Origin of the sequence: Microbispora sp. H11081 (genome assembly GCF_012999535.1) — a bacterium.
Classification (GTDB): Bacteria; Actinomycetota; Actinomycetes; order Streptosporangiales; family Streptosporangiaceae; genus Microbispora.
Map to the genome: position 1 here is coordinate 124,094 of NZ_JABBWV010000017.1, position 14,871 is coordinate 138,964.

The window sequence follows — 14,871 nt, forward strand, 5'->3', positions numbered from 1 at the left end:
AGAGTCCGGTGAAGAGAAGACACAGCCACGCCCCGTTCGTGTCGGTTGAAGATCCCTTCCCTATGACGTGACCGGCACTTGTCCTGTTGATGTGAGCTAAGTCACTCGATGCCTGGAAAGTCGGTATATGGTTGTCCGTTTGCTGGGGGTGTCCTCCAGGGCGGCGGGCACCCGGTGCGTGCCGACCTGCTCGAACACCCCGTGCGGAAGGTAGGAGCAGGTGCGGTCGGGCACCCCGATAAGGACATCGCCGCCCGCGCGGGACAGGAACGGGGTCACCCGCCGCGCCAGCGGCTCCTCGTAGTAGACGTCTCCGGCCAGCACGACCTGCTGGGACGGCGTCCCGTCGAGCAGGTCGCCCTCGACGACTTGCACCGCGACGCCGTTCGCGCGGGCGTTCAGCCTGACGGCCGCCAGCGCGTACGGGTCGACGTCGTTGGCGACGACCAGGGCGGCTCCGGCCAGCGCCGCGGCGACCGCGACCAGCCCCGAGCCGGTGGCGAGGTCGAGCACAGTGCGGCCTCGGACGATCTCGGGGTGGTCGAGCACGTGGCGCGCCAGCGCCTGCCCGCCGGCCCAGGGACAGGCCCAGAAGGGCAGCCGTCCGGAACGCTCCCACAGTTCGTACACGCGATCCTCGCCCGCGTCCCGCGCGGCGTCTGTGTCGATCACGCGCAGCCGGATCTCGGGCACGTACGGCACGGCCGCGAGTCCGGTGTGCTCACGCACGAAGTTCTCGGCCCGCACGGTCGCCGATCGTATCCCTATAACCGACGGCACAGACGAGCGGCACAGACGACCGCACGGGCGGGTCGCCGGCTCACAGGAGCGTGAGCTGCTCGGGCGGTGGGACCGGCTCGCCCTGCCGCCGCGCGCCCTGCATCCGGGCGCCGCGCCACCCCGCTGCTCTGGCCTCGCGCGGGGCCGCCCGGCCGACGCCGTGCTCGCGGGCGAGCGCCCGCACGGTCTCGGCGATCCGCTCCTGGTACGCCCTGGGGGCGTAGGCGCCCCTGCCGTACAGCTCCAGGTAGCGGGGGACGAGCCGGGGGTGCTCGCGGGACAGCCAGGCCATGAACCACTCGCGCGCGCCGGGCCGCAGGTGGAGCACGATCGGCGTCACGTGCGTGGCGCCGGCCTCGGCGATGCGCCGTACGGTCGTCTCCAGCGCCCGCGGCGAGTCGGACAGATAGGGGAGGATCGGCGCCATCAGCACCCCGCACGGGATGCCGTGCTCGTTCAGCGTGGCGCACACCTCCAGGCGCTTGCGCGGCGATGGGGTGCCCGGCTCGACGGCTCGCCACAACGGCTCGTCGGTGAACCCGACCGAGACGGCCGTGCTCACGTCGGTCACGCCGGCCGCCTCGGCGAGCAGATCGAGGTCGCGCAGGATGAGCGAGCCCTTGGTCAGGATCGAGAACGGGTTGCGGGCGTCCCGCAGGGCGCCGAGGATGCCGGGCATGAGCCGGTAGCGGCCCTCGGCCCGTTGGTAGCAGTCGACGTTGGTGCCCATCGCGATGGGCTGCCCGCGCCACCGTGGCGCCGCCAGTTCCTTGCGCACGAGGTCGGGGGCGTTGACCTTCACCACGATCTTCGAGTCGAAGTCCCGCCCGGAGTCCAGGTCGAGGTATTCGTGCGTCCTGCGGGCGAAGCAGTACGTGCACGCGTGGGTGCAGCCGCGGTAGGGGTTGACGGTCCACTCGAAGGGGACCCGGCTCGCCGAGGGGACGCGGTTGACGATCGACCGCGCGTGGATCTCGTAGAAGGTGACGCCACGGAACTCGGGAGTGTCGAAGGTCCTCGTCACGGCCGGCCGGGCGAACAGGGGCGTCGTCTTCCCCCGCCCGCCGTCACCCGCATCCAGGCCTGTGTCCAAGCCTGTGTCCAACCCCGTATCGAGGCCTGTGTCGAGAAGCAGCCCGTCCCACCGCACCTCCAGATTAGAACACAAGTTCGATCCGCATCGCAACATGCAACGCGTCGTAAATCGCGGCCCCGGAAACGGCTAACGATCTTCATCGTTGGGCAGAACGTCGGCACATACCTTGCGTTCTCGGAGAGTTGCGCGATGGCCTGGTCGCAGGACGAAGAGCGAATGCTGGCGATGATCGAGCGGCACCTCGCCGACGAGGACCCGAAGCTCGCGGCCCGGCTCGAGTCGTTCAACCATCGCGCGGACCGCGGCGGTCAGGCGCCGGGCTCCGGCCGGCGGCTGGGCCGCTCAACCGTGATCATCGCGGTGAGCTGGCTGCTCATCGCCACGTTGATCGCGACCCTGCTGGTCATGGCCCTGCGGCACGACGCCGCCGCGATCCCCGTGTAGCGCCGAAGCCGGCTCGCTCGCGCGGGTCAGGACAGGCCCTTGAGGAAGTGCGCGGCGACCGGGGCGGCGACGTCACCGCCCCCTCCGCCGGCCTCCACGACGACGGCGAAGGCCAGGTCGCCGCGATACCCGATGAACCAGGCGTGCGAGTCGAGTTCGGGCCCGGTGCCGAACTCGGCGGTTCCGGTCTTGCCCGCCGTACCCGAGGGCAGCCCGGCGGAGTGGGCGGTGCCCTTGGTGACGACGGCCCTCATCATCGACCGCAGGCCCGTCACCGTCTTCTCCGGCAGCTTCCTGGGAGCGGCCTTCTGCTTCAGCGAGGGCACCAGTGTGGGCGGCCGCCAGGAGCCGTCGGCGACCGCCGCGGCCACGCTCGCCATCACCAGAGGGCTGGCGGTGATCCTGCCCTGCCCGAACGACTCCGCGGCCAGGTCGGCGTCGCTGGTGGCCTTCGGCATGCTCCCTGCGGTCGCCGGGACGCCGATGCGCAGCGGCTGGTTGAAGCCCATGTCCGTCGCCAGGTCGTACAGCTTGGCCGCCCCCAGCTTGCTCGCGGCGAGCGGGGCGAACGTGGTGTTGCAGGAGTGCGCGTAGGAGTCGAGGAACGACAGCGACCCGAACGCCTCGTGGTCGGAGTTGCGGATCTTGAGCCCGCCGACCACCGCCTCCTTCGGGCAGGTCACCCGGCTCGACGGGGTCAGCCCTTCGGCCAGCAGCCCGGCTGCGGTGATCGTCTTGAAGGTGGAGCCGGGCGCGTACTTGCCGTCCAGCGCGCGGTTGAAACCGCCCTTGTTGTTGACGACGGCGAGGATCTCGCCCGTCGAGGGCCTGACGGCGACGAGCGACGCGGGCTTGTCCAGGTCGCGCACCGCGTCGGCGGCGGCGGTCTGCACCTTCAGGTCGAGGCTGGTCCGCAGGTCCTCGCCGGAGGAGCCCTCGACGGTGTGCAGGGTCTTCCGGTCCTTGCCGCCCACCACCTGGATCTCGGTGGAGGGCGTGCCGGCGAGCCGCTTCTGGAACGCCTCCTGGAGGCCGCCGCGGCCCACGGCGTCGCCCTTCTTGTAGGCGGTGCCGAGCTTCTCGACGTCTTCGTCCCCGGCCTTGTCCAGGAAGCCGACGAGCTGCTGGACCGAGCCGCCCACGTCGCCGCCGTCGATGCGGGAGCCGTCGGCGCCGGTGATGGCGGCCCGTTGCGGCCACGAGGTCTTGAGCGCCAGGTGGTTGGTCCCGTCGAGCGCGGGGTGGACCGCGGCCGGCGACCAGTCGACCTTCCAGTGGCGGTCCTTGACCACCAGCTTCAGCGCGCCCCGGTAGGTCCAGTCGCCGACGTTCTTCACGGTGGCGGTGGCGGTGAAGGACGCGGTCGCCCTGTCGTCCTTCGCCGGGGCCGCCCGTACGTCGCGGACGGCGACCTTCGCCACCGCGAGGTTCTTGGTGAGCTCGGCGTACGCCGCGTCGAAGCCCGGTGCGGGAGCGGCGAGCTCGGCCTTCATCGCGGTGAGGTCGCCCCGCGACCAGGCCGAGGCGAACCGCGCCGCGGTCTCCTGTGGCGTGCCGCGCGTGTGCAGCACGTAGTAGGCGCCGCCGGCGCCCGCTGCCGCCAGTACGACGGCCACGGTGGCCGAGATCGCGATGGTACGTCCTCGCGGCACACGCACCCCCCATGACGGCTTCGTGCTCGGACCAGAGCCTAGCGGGGCCGGACGGGCCGGCTACCCTTCCGTCTCCCCGGCGTTCTTCACGCTGGTGCCGTACCTGGGGACGTACTCCTGGCCGGACAGACGCTGGATCGCGGCCATGACCTCGTCGGTCACCCGCCGCCGGTCCCGGGCGTTGCCGGCGTCGCCGGTGAAGATCATCGGCTCGCCGAACCGCACGCCGATGCTGTGCAGGCGCGGCACCGACGCGCCGGGCGGCAGCACCTTCTCGGTGCCCAGCATGGCGACGGGCACGATCGGGGCGCCGGTGGTCAGCGACAGCCAGGCCACGCCGACCTTGCCCCGGTAGAGACGGCCGTCGGGGGAGCGGGTGCCCTCGGGATAGATGCCGAACAGCTCACCGGCCTTCAGCACCTCCACCGCGGCGTCGAGCATGTCCTGGGCGGCCGTGACGTTCTCGCGGTCGATCTCCATCGCTCCCATGGCCCGCATCCAGGCCGCGGCGAGACGGTTGCCGGTGAAGTACTCCTTCTTCGCCACGAACCGCACCATCCGCGGCGCGACGGCAGGCATGAAGAACGAGTCGAGCACGGACAGGTGGTTGGATGCGAGGATCGCGGGCCCGTGCGTGGGGATGTGCTCGAGTCCTTCCGTCCGCGGCCGCCACAGCGCGTGCATGACGGGAACGCTGAGGAACTTCAGGGCGGGGTAGAGCACGGCCTCTCCTTCTCCGGTCCGACGCACATACCCTAGGGCGACCCGCGCCCCCTGAGGTGTACGGCCCCTGCAACACCGCGCCTTGTTTTTTGTGCGGCTTCACCAAAGGCCTCGTCGGGAGCGCCCCTGAACTGCTGGGGGAGGGTGCGCCGGGTGAGAAGACACAGGGTAAGAAGAGGCGGCGCCCCGCGAGAACGAGTCTCGCGGGGCGCCCACGTCGAGGGCCGATGTGGCGGTCGCCTCCTCGGCGGAATGCACAACACGGCTCCAGCCGAACGGTATTCCGTGAAGGCGGTGATTGCGGCCCGGGGGACACAAACCACATCGGCCACGAACGACTCTAGCCGACTTTCGCCTCTGCTTTCTCCCGCCCCCCTCATCGGGGTCCGTCATCAGCGGCCCAAGCGTGCGTGCACTATCGTCGGCGGATGACGGATTCGATCAAAACTTCTCGGCTCGTGCTGCGGCGCTGGCGTGAGGAGGACAAGGCGCCCTTCGCCGCGCTGAACGCGGATCCGGTCGTCATGGAGCACTTCCCGGCCACGCTCTCCCGGGAGGAGAGCGACGCTCTGGCCGAACGTGTCGACGCCGGGTTCGACGAGCACGGGTTCGGCCTGTGGGCGGTCGAGGCGGACGGGAAGTTCGTCGGGTTCACCGGACTGCAGGTCCCGAGGTTCACCGCCCACTTCACGCCGTGCGTGGAGATCGGCTGGCGGCTCGCCCGCTCCGCCTGGGGGCGCGGGTACGCCACGGAGGCGGCGCGCGCGTCGCTGGAGGACGGGTTCGGCCGGGCCGGCCTGACCGAGGTCGTCTCGTTCACAGCGGTGCCGAACGTCCGCTCGCAGGCGGTCATGCGGAGGCTCGGCATGACCCACGACGCGGCCGGGGACTTCGACCACCCGGTGCTTCCCGAGGGTCACCCGCTGCGCCGCCACGTTCTCTACCGGATCCGGAGGCAGGGGTGAGCGGCCCGCGGTTGCTGGTGCTGGGCGGCACGACGTATGTCGGCCGGTGGGTGGTCACGGCCGCCGTGGCGCGCGGCTGGCACGTCACCACGTTCACGCGCGGGCGGGCGGGATGGGCCCACCCGGGGGCCGAGGCGGTGACCGGCGACCGGCTTCGCCCGGCCGATCTGGCCCGGCTCGCCGAGGGCCGGTGGGACGCCGTGGTGGACACCTGGGCCGGCGCGCCCCGGGTCGTACGCGACAGCGCCCGCGCGCTGGCCGGACGCGCGGACAGGTACCTGTACGTCTCCAGCAGGGCGGTGTACGCGTCGCCGATGCCGGCCGGGCTGAACGAGGACTTTCCCACGGTCGAGGCGTCGGCGGACGCCGAGGACACCGGCTACGCCTCAAACAAGCGGGGTGGTGAGATCGCCGTGGAGGAGGCGTTCGGCGACCGTGCCGTACTGGCCAGGGCCGGGCTGATCCTCGGGCCGCACGAGGGCCCGGGACAGTTGCCGCACTGGCTGCTGCGTGCCGCACGGGGCGGGGAGATGCTCGCCCCAGGCCCGGCCGGCCAGCCGTTCCGCTACGTGGACGTGCGCGATCTGGCGGCCTGGCTGCTCGACGCGGCCGAGGGCGGCGTGACGGGTCCGGTCAACCTGGTCAACCCGGAGGGCCACGCCACGACCCGCGACCTGCTGGAGTCGGCGGTCGCTGTGACCGGCGGGCTCGCGGACCTGGTGTGGGTCGATCCCGAGGCGATCGAGGCCGCGGGAATCGACCGGTGGGCGGCGCTGCCGGGATGGATCCCGCCGGGTCCTGAGCTGGCCGGGCTCGTCCGGACCGACGTCGGCCGGGCCATGGCCACCGGGCTGCGGTGCCGTCCCGTGGTGGAGACCGTCGCCGACACCTGGGCGTGGCTGACCGGGCCGGAAGAGGTCCCCGCGTTCCCGCGCGGGCTCGACTCCGCCGAGGAACGGGCCCTGATCGACGCCTGGCGGCGTGACCGGCCTCGGTGACGCCGCGCTGCTGGCCGCCGCCGGGGTGCTCGCCGGGCTGGTCGGCACCGCGGGCGGCATCACCTCCCTCATCTCCTATCCGGCCCTGCTCGCGGCGGGTCTGCCCGCCCTGGCGGCGAACGTGGCCAACATCGTCGCGCTCGTCGCCTGCTGGCCGGGCTCGGCCCTGGCCTCGCAGCCCGAGCTGCGCGGGAAGGCGCCGTGGCTGCGGCGGTGGGTGCCGCTGGCGGCGCTCGGCGGGGCGGCGGGGTCGGCGTTGCTGCTGTCCACCCCGCCCGGGGTCTTCGCCCGCGTGGTGCCGTTCCTCGTGGCGGCGGGGTCGCTGGCGCTGCTCGCGCAGCCCCGGCTCGCCGTACGGCACGAGCGGCGTGGTTCGCCCGACGCCGTTCTTCCGCTCGGGCTGACCGCCCTGTCGGTCTACAACGGATACTTCGGCGCGGGGTCCGGGGTGATGATCCTCGCCCTCCTCCTGGTGACCGCCGAGCCGCGGCTGCCCGCCGCCAACGCCCTGAAGAACATGCTCATCGGCGCCGGCGCCTTGGTCTCCGCCGCCGGGTTCGCCGTCTTCGGGCCGGTCGACTGGGCCGCGGTGGTCCCTCTGGCCGTCGGCCTGTTCGCCGGGTCCACGCTCGGTCCCCGGGTCGCCCGGAGCCTGCCGGCCGGGTTGCTGCGCTGGCTGGTCGCCCTGATCGGCCTCGGCCTGGCGGTCCGCCTGTGGGTCGCGCCGGGTGCCTGACCGCCGGACGACCCCGGTGGCGTTCAGGCAGGGGGGACGTTCTGGTTGAGCCGGAACAGGTTCTCGGGATCCCATGTCCGCTTGAGCCTGGCCAGCCGGTCGTAGTTGTCGCCGTAGGCCCGGCGAACCCCCTCGGGCCCTTCGTCGGCGAGGTGGTTGACCTCCACCCCGGTCGCCCATGACCGGGTCGCCGTCCAGGTCCTGTCGGCCCAGTCGACGTGCCGGCGCGCGTCCGCGTCACCCGCCCGCCAGGCGGCCCCGATCTCCAGGCAGTAGGAGGCGTCCCGGTGCCGGAAGGCGCCGGCATCCGGGGCGACCCTGCCCGCGGCGCCGCCCATCGGCAGGAGGAGGACTCCGCTGTCCGGCGAGGTCAGGCCGTCGCCGGCCGTCACCACGGCGTCGATCAGGTCTCCGGTCGGCTGTCCGCCCAGGTGAGAGCGCATGTGGTAGGGCGTGGGCCGTCCCTGCGCGTCGAACATGTGCTGGAGGACCTCGAACGTGGTCGGCCCGACCAGGTCGGCGAAGGGCCTGCCTGCTCCGCGTACGGCCGCGAGCGCGCGCTCCCCGCCGGCGAGGGGCCCGACATGACACATCGCCAGCGCGAGCACCGGCCTGCCGTGCAGTTCCTCCGGCACGAACGGCGCCGGCGGGGCGGCGAGGACCGCGGCCGCGACGTTGACCTCGTCGGGGGCGCCCGCGCCGTACTCGGCGAGGAAGCGGAGCACGTCGGCCGCGTCGTCCAGCCGGTGCAGGACCATCCCGGCGAGCAGCGGGCCGACCGGGTGCAGGCGCAGGGTGAAGTCGAGGACGATCCCGAGATTCCCGCCGCCGCCGCGCAGGCCCCAGAACAGGTCCTCGTTCTCGTCGGCGCTCGCCCGGACGATCCGCCCGGAGGCGGTGAGGACGTCGGCCGCGACGAGGTTGTCGCAGGCGAGCCCGAAGATCCGGGAGAACCAGCCGTTGCCTCCTCCCAGGGTCAGCCCGGCGACGCCCACGTCGGCCACGTGGCCGCCGACCGGCGCGAGGCCGTGGGGCGCCGTCGCCGCGGCGAGTTCGCCCCATCGGACACCGGGACCGACCACGGCGGTCCGCCGGCCGGCGTCGACGGCGATCCGCTTCATCGGGCCCAGGTCGAGGACGATGCCTCCATCGGTCGTCGAGAAGCCGGGGAAGCCGTGCCCGCCACCGCGTACGGCGAGTTCGAGGCCGGTCTCGCGGGCGAGGGCCAGTGCCGCGACGGCGTCGGCCCTGGTGCGGCAGCGGGCGATCGCGGCGGGTCTGCGGTCGATCGACTGGTTCCAGACGCGGCGGGCCGACTCGTAACCGGCGTCCTGAGGCATGATCACCTCGCCGTCGAAGCCGTCGGCCAGGGTGCGTAACGCGATCTCGGGGTGCACGTCCCCTCCCTTACCTGGGCATACGGGGCCGACGGTCACGCCGTCCGAAGCCGCGGGCGGCAGACCGTCCACGAGGACATCGCGGTGGATCTTGGGGTCGTTCCGCCGAGACGCGACATCCGCGGCAGGGGCGCACATTTCGGATGTCCCGACCGTGGTGTCAGGGCGATTGTTAAATCCAGTTGAACTATTTGCCCCGGTATTGCCTAGAGCGGCAAGATCCACCACGATACGTCCCCGGAGTTCATCCGAACCCCAATAATCCCTTTTCCCCCTGTGGGTGCCGTATGCCCACATAGGAGAGCTTGTGTCACTCCTGCACATCCGGCGTGCGGTCCTGATCGGGACCGCCGCCCTCGCTCTGCTGCTCCCGCAGAACGCCGTCGGCGCAGCATCGGCCGCACCCGGACCCGACAAGGTCGATCGGGTGGTCCAGAATGACCTGTCCGCCCACGGAAAGGCCACCTTCTGGGTACGGCTCAAGGACCGCGCCGACCTCGGCGCCGCCCGTACGGCGAAGAAGAAGAACGACAAGGGCCGACAGGTCTACCGGCTGAAGTCGGAGACCGCCGCGTCCTCCCAGGCCGGCCTGCGCAGGCTCCTCACCAAGGCGCACGCCGATTTCACCCCCTTCTGGATCGTCAACGCCGTCAAGGTGACCGCTGACGCGAAGCTGGCCGCCGAGATCGCCGACTTGCCCGAGGTGGCGGCGATCGAGCCGTCCCGTACCGTGCCGCTGCCCGACCCGCAGCCGGCCACGGCGAAGGCCGCGACCGCGTCCGTCGAGTGGAACGTCGACCGCGTCAACGCCCCGAAGGTGTGGGACGAACTCGGCGACCACGGCGAGGGCGTCGTCATCGCCAGCATCGACACCGGTGTCCAGTGGGACCATCCCGCCCTGGTCTCCCACTACCGCGGCACCCAGCCGGGCGGCGCCGTCGACCACAACTACAACTGGTTCGACCCGGCGCACGCCTGCCCCGGCCAGGCGCCGTGCGACGACCGCGGCCACGGCACCCACACCGTGGGCACCATGGTCGGCGGGGACGGCGGCGCCAACGGGATCGGCGTCGCCCCCGGAGCCACGTGGATCGCGGCCAAGGGCTGCCTCCTCACGGGGTGCCCCGACTACGCGCTGCTCGCCGCCGGGCAGTGGATCCTCGCGCCCACCGACCTGAACGGCCAGAACCCCCGTCCCGACCTGGCGCCCGACATCGTCAACAACTCCTGGGGCGGCGAGGGCATCAACCTCTGGTACAAGGACATGGTCGAGGCGTGGGTCGCCGCCGGCATCTTCCCCGCCTTCTCCAACGGCAACGCGGGACCGGACTGCGGCACCACCGGCACGCCCGGCGGGTACGTCGCCAGCTACAGCGCCGGGGCCTTCGACTCCAGTGGGAAGATCGCGCTCTTCTCCTCCAGGGGCCCGGGCGAGGACGGCGAGATCAAGCCGAACATCTCGGCCCCCGGCGTCGACATCCGCTCGGCGGTGCCCGGCAACGGCTACGGGCTGAAGTCCGGCACCTCGATGGCCAGCCCGCACGTCGCCGCGACCGTGGCGCTGATGTGGTCGGCCTCCCCCTACCTGCGGGGTGACATCGAGAGCACGCGGGCGCTGCTCGACCACACGGCGACCGACGTCGACGACGAGGGCTGTGGCGGCACCGCCGCCGACAACTTCGTCTGGGGCGAGGGCACGCTCGACGCGTACGCGGCCGTCAAGGCGACGCCGGCCGGTGAGCTGGGCACGCTGACCGGGACGGTCACCTCCGGCGGCTCCCCGCTCGCCGGCGCGACCGTCGAGGTCTCAGGCCCGCTGAACCGCACCGTCTCCACCGCGCAGGACGGCGCCTACAGCCTGCCCCGCCTGCTCAGCGGCGACTACGAGCTCACCGTGCGGAAGTTCGGCTACGACGACGTCACCAGGACCGTCACCGTCGGCACCGACGAGACGGTCACCGAGGACGTGTCGCTCACGGAGGAGATCCTGAGCGCGGTGTCGGGAACGGTCACCAGCGTGGGCCTGCCCGAGGCGGGCGCCACGGTGACCGCCGCGGGCACGCCGGCCACCGCCGTCACCGACGCCCGGGGCCACTACGAGCTGCTGCTGCCGCACAAGACCTACGACCTGAAGGTCGCGGCGGACTCCCTGTGCGCCGAGGACGCCACCGTGCCCGTCACGGTGACCGGCGAGATGACCAGGGACATCGAGCTGTCCAGCCACATCGACGCCTTCGGCCACACCTGCAGGAGCGGCGCCGAGCCGTACGTCGAGGGCACCCACCTGGAGCCCCTCACCTACGACGACGAGACCCAGCGGATCACGCTGCCGTTCGCCTTCCCGTTCTACGGCAAGACCTACACCAGCGGCCTGGTCAGCACCAACGGGTTCCTGAGCTTCGGTGACAACACCTACGCCTTCCCGACCCATGTGCCACTGCCCTCCGGCAACGACCCGAACGCCGCCATCTATCCGTACTGGACCGACCTCGGGCTGTTCGAGGGCGAGGGCGGGCTCTATACGGCCACGATCGGCGCCGCGCCGAACCGCACCTTCGTGGTGGAGTGGCGCAACGCCCGGTTCTTCGGCGTGGACGCGGTCGTCTCGTTCGAGGCGCTGCTCGGCGAGGACGGCTCGGTCGGGTTCCGCTACCGCGGGATCGACAGCGACTTCAAGGCCGGGGAGAAGGCCACGATCGGCATCGAGAACGGCGACGGCACCGACGCGTTCCAGTACTCGTCCGACCGCCCGGTCCTGCGTGAGGGCCAGAGCCTGACCGTCGCGGCCCGCGGGCACGGGCTGGTCGCCGGCACCGTCACCGACGCCAACGACGGCGGCCCGCTGGCCGGCGCGACCGTCAAGGTCGACGACGTCGCCTTCACCACGGGCCCCGACGGCGCCTTCCTCGGGCAGGTGCCCGCCGGTGACCACCATGTGGAGATCTCGGCGGACGACTACGGCACCCTCACCAAGGAGGTCGGCGTCGCAGCCGGCGGCCGGAGCCGGGTGGACGCCGCCCTGGCCACCGGCCGGGTCACCGCGTCCACGAATCAGGTCACCCTGGTGATGCCGGCCTCGGCCACCAGGAACGCGACCTTCGAGCTGTCCAACCCGGGCTCCGACGCGACGTACACCGTCGAGAACGACCCGGCGCAGACCTGGCTCAGCGTGACGCCGGCGAGCGGGAGCGTCAAGGCGGGCGCGTCGGTGACGCTCCGGGTCACCGCGTCGAGCGCGGGAGTGTCCCCCGGCGCCGTCCGCACCGGCGTGCTGCTCGTACGCTCGTCGAGCGGCCGGGCGCCGGTCGTCCCGGTCAGCGTGGTCGTCGTGGTGCCGAAGGTTCAGGTCGCCATCGAGGCGGGCGGCGACAGGAGCGTGGTCGACGCGGCCGGCGACACGTGGACGGCCGACCGGGAGTACACCCCCGGCGGGTACGGCTACGTGGGCGACGGCACCAAGGCGAAGACGTCGCCCACCGACGTCAAGGGCACGTCCGAGCAGGGACTGTTCCGCAGCACCCGTGAAGGCATGCGGGCCTACCGGTTCGACGGTCTTCCCGACGGCGTCTACACCGTGGAACTGGGCTTCGCCGAGACCCGGCACAAGAAGGCGGGCAAGCGCGTCTTCGACGTCGCCGTCGCGGGCGCCCCGGTCATCCAGGGCCTCGACCTGGCCAAGGAGGCCGGCGAGAACACGGCGGTGACGCGTCAGTACACGGTGAAGGTCACCGGAGGCCGCCTCGACGTGGTCTTCCGGCCCCACGAGGGAGACCCCATCGTGAACTCGATCCGGGTCACCGAGCGTCCGGACAAGGCGGACGCGTAACCGCCCTCCGCTCCGAGACCGGCCCGCCCCCTCCGGCGGGCCGGTCTCTTCGCATCGCATACTCGTGCCGCCGATGAATTCGCGCGGCGGCTTGACGAATTCCAGGCGTGCGTGCGATTCTGATTGCGGGATATAGGTGGACAATGCGGATACGCGTGGACATTTCTAGGTAGTTTGCTTTATGCTGCCCTTTCACGCTCGCCCTCGGCATCCCATTCCTTCGCTTCGAGTGATTCGTATCGAGTGAGCTGCCGTCCGGCGTGCGTGTAGTCGGTCCGCGAGTCCTCGGAAGGACATCTGTTGGCAGCCTCGCCCCGCGCTTTCGCCGTGCCCGCCGGTCCCCGCCGCGTCTCTTTCGCGCACATCCGGGAGCCGCTCGAAGTTCCCGACCTTCTCGCCCTGCAGACCGAGTCGTTCGACTGGCTGGTGGGCAACGAGAGATGGAAGGGCCGGATCGAGGCGGCTCGCCAGGCCGGGCGCAAGGACGTTCCGCCCCAGTCCGGTCTCGAAGAGATCTTCGAGGAGATCAGTCCCATCGAGGACTTCTCCGGCACCATGTCCCTGTCGTTCCGGGATCACCGGTTCGAGATGGCCAAGTACTCGGTCGACGAGTGCAAGGACAAGGACATGACCTACTCCGCCCCGATGTTCGTCACGGCGGAGTTCATCAACAACACCACAGGTGAGATCAAGAGCCAGACGGTGTTCATGGGCGACTTCCCGCTCATGACGCCGAAGGGCACCTTCATCGTCAACGGCACCGAGCGTGTCGTGGTCTCCCAGCTCGTCCGGTCGCCCGGCGTCTACTTCGAGCGGAATCTCGACAAGACCTCCGACAAGGACCTCTACGGGTGCAAGGTCATCCCGTCCAGGGGCGCCTGGCTGGAGTTCGAGATCGACAAGCGGGACAGCGTCGGCGTGCGGGTCGACCGCAAGCGCAAGCAGCCGGTCACCGTGCTGCTCAAGGCGCTCGGCTGGACCAGCGACCGGATCCTGGAGCGTTTCGGCCGGTACGAGTCGATGCGGGCGACCCTGGAGAAGGATCACACCTCCGGCCAGGACGACGCGCTGCTGGACATCTACCGCAAGCTGCGTCCGGGCGAGCCGCCGACCAAGGAGTCGGCGCAGGCGCTGCTGGAGAACCTGTACTTCAACCCGAAGCGCTACGACCTGGCCAAGGTCGGTCGTTACAAGATCAACAAGAAGCTGGGCGTCGACGCCGACATCACCCAGGGCACGCTGACCGAGGACGACATCGTCGCCACCATCGAGTACCTCGTCCGGCTGCACGCCGGCGAGGCCGACGTCGAGATCGACGACATCGACCACTTCGGCAACCGTCGTCTGCGCACGGTGGGCGAGCTCATCCAGAGCCAGGTCCGCCTGGGCCTGGCCCGGATGGAGCGCGTGGTCCGCGAGCGCATGACCACGCAGGACGTCGAGGCGATCACGCCGCAGAGCCTGATCAACATCCGCCCGGTCGTGGCGTCGATCAGGGAGTTCTTCGGCACCTCGCAGCTGTCGCAGTTCATGGACCACATCAACCCGCTGGCCGCCCTGACGCAGAAGCGGCGCCTGAACGCGCTGGGTCCCGGTGGTCTGTCGCGTGAGCGGGCCGGCTTCGAGGTCCGTGACGTGCACCCGTCCCACTACGGCCGGATGTGCCCGATCGAGTCGCCGGAAGGCCCGAACATCGGCCTGATCGGCTCGCTGGCCTCCTACGGACGGGTCAACGCCTTCGGCTTCGTCGAGACCCCGTACCGCCGCGTCGTCGACGGCAAGGTGACCGACGAGATCGACTACCTGACGGCGGACGAGGAGGACAGATTCGTCAAGGCGCAGGCCAACACGGCGCTCAATCCCGACGGCTCGTTCGCCGAGCCTCGGATCCTGGTGCGGACCAAGGGCGGTGAGACCGAACTCGCCCGTGCCGAGGAGGTCGACTACATCGACGTGTCGCCGCGTCAGATGGTGTCGGTCGCGACGGCGATGATTCCGTTCCTGGAGCATGACGACGCGAACCGGGCGCTGATGGGTTCGAACATGCAGCGTCAGTCGGTGCCTTTGCTGAAGAGCGAGGCGCCGCTGGTCGGCACCGGGATGGAGTACCGCGCGGCGACCGACGCGGGTGATGTGATCACCGCTGAGAAGGCGGGTGTGGTGGAGGAGGTCTCGGCCGACTACATCACGATCATGAACGATGACGGCACGCGGACGACGTACCGGGTGGCGAAGTTCAAGCGGTCGAACCAGG

The 14,871-nt window shown here is 71.1% G+C and carries 11 protein-coding genes; 6 read left to right on the plus strand and 5 right to left on the minus strand.

Annotation, left to right across the window (positions count from 1 at the left end; translation table 11 throughout):
• Nucleotides 1–96: 96 nt before the first annotated feature.
• Nucleotides 97–747, minus strand: a complete 651-nt coding sequence (locus tag HHX31_RS29975; RefSeq protein ID WP_169952465.1) for a methyltransferase — start codon at nucleotides 745–747, stop codon at nucleotides 97–99.
• Between the two features lie 73 nt (nucleotides 748–820).
• Nucleotides 821–1,930: an Rv2578c family radical SAM protein gene (locus HHX31_RS29980; RefSeq protein WP_311932326.1), complete on the minus strand. Its 1,110-nt coding sequence runs from the start codon at nucleotides 1,928–1,930 to the stop codon at nucleotides 821–823.
• Between the two features lie 135 nt (nucleotides 1,931–2,065).
• Between HHX31_RS29980 and HHX31_RS29985 the strand changes: the two genes are divergently transcribed.
• Complete coding sequence (locus tag HHX31_RS29985; protein WP_169952468.1) at nucleotides 2,066–2,320, plus strand: DUF3040 domain-containing protein; 255 nt, start codon at nucleotides 2,066–2,068, stop codon at nucleotides 2,318–2,320.
• Nucleotides 2,321–2,346: 26 nt separating this feature from the next.
• On the opposite strand, the gene HHX31_RS29990 is transcribed toward HHX31_RS29985, so the two are convergent.
• Together HHX31_RS29990 and HHX31_RS29995 are read right to left on the minus strand one after the other, a co-directional pair.
• Nucleotides 2,347–3,972 carry a penicillin-binding transpeptidase domain-containing protein gene (locus HHX31_RS29990; protein ID WP_169952470.1) on the minus strand — a complete coding sequence of 542 codons (1,626 nt, stop codon included), beginning with the start codon at nucleotides 3,970–3,972 and terminating at the stop codon, nucleotides 2,347–2,349.
• 60 nt (nucleotides 3,973–4,032) lie between these two features.
• Nucleotides 4,033–4,695 (minus strand): lysophospholipid acyltransferase family protein, encoded by a 663-nt coding sequence (locus HHX31_RS29995; RefSeq protein WP_311932323.1) that lies wholly within the window; start codon nucleotides 4,693–4,695, stop codon nucleotides 4,033–4,035.
• Between the two features lie 428 nt (nucleotides 4,696–5,123).
• Between HHX31_RS29995 and HHX31_RS30000 the strand changes: the two genes are divergently transcribed.
• From HHX31_RS30000 to HHX31_RS30010, 3 genes are read left to right on the plus strand one after another with little or no spacing between them, the layout of a single operon-like run.
• Nucleotides 5,124–5,660 carry a GNAT family N-acetyltransferase gene (locus tag HHX31_RS30000; protein WP_169952472.1) on the plus strand — a complete coding sequence of 179 codons (537 nt, stop codon included), beginning with the start codon at nucleotides 5,124–5,126 and terminating at the stop codon, nucleotides 5,658–5,660.
• The gene (locus HHX31_RS30005) at nucleotides 5,657–6,658 is read left to right on the plus strand and encodes an NAD-dependent epimerase/dehydratase family protein (RefSeq protein WP_311932325.1); all 1,002 of its coding nucleotides are present in this window, start codon (nucleotides 5,657–5,659) and stop codon (nucleotides 6,656–6,658) included. Before HHX31_RS30000 ends, HHX31_RS30005 begins: the two co-directional genes overlap by 4 nt.
• Nucleotides 6,642–7,394 carry a sulfite exporter TauE/SafE family protein gene (locus HHX31_RS30010; RefSeq protein WP_169952474.1) on the plus strand — a complete coding sequence of 251 codons (753 nt, stop codon included), beginning with the start codon at nucleotides 6,642–6,644 and terminating at the stop codon, nucleotides 7,392–7,394. Before HHX31_RS30005 ends, HHX31_RS30010 begins: the two co-directional genes overlap by 17 nt.
• Before the next feature lie 23 nt (nucleotides 7,395–7,417).
• Here the strand turns inward: HHX31_RS30010 and HHX31_RS30015 are convergent, their stop codons facing one another.
• Nucleotides 7,418–8,791, minus strand: a complete 1,374-nt coding sequence (locus HHX31_RS30015) for an FAD-binding oxidoreductase (RefSeq protein WP_169952476.1) — start codon at nucleotides 8,789–8,791, stop codon at nucleotides 7,418–7,420.
• Nucleotides 8,792–9,098: 307 nt separating this feature from the next.
• Between HHX31_RS30015 and HHX31_RS30020 the strand changes: the two genes are divergently transcribed.
• Nucleotides 9,099–12,617 (plus strand): S8 family serine peptidase, encoded by a 3,519-nt coding sequence (locus HHX31_RS30020; protein ID WP_169952478.1) that lies wholly within the window; start codon nucleotides 9,099–9,101, stop codon nucleotides 12,615–12,617.
• A 300-nt stretch (nucleotides 12,618–12,917) separates the two neighbouring features.
• A partial coding sequence (locus tag HHX31_RS30025; protein ID WP_169952480.1) for a DNA-directed RNA polymerase subunit beta occupies nucleotides 12,918–14,871 on the plus strand: 1,954 nt, incomplete at its 3' end.

What these genes read in the sequence shown, in the direction of transcription:
- HHX31_RS29985 (WP_169952468.1), top strand. Translation starts at nt 2,066, where the DNA reads ATGGCCTGGTCGCAGGACGAAGAGCGAATGCTGGCGATGATCGAGCGG.
- HHX31_RS30000 (WP_169952472.1), top strand. Translation starts at nt 5,124, where the DNA reads ATGACGGATTCGATCAAAACTTCTCGGCTCGTGCTGCGGCGCTGGCGT.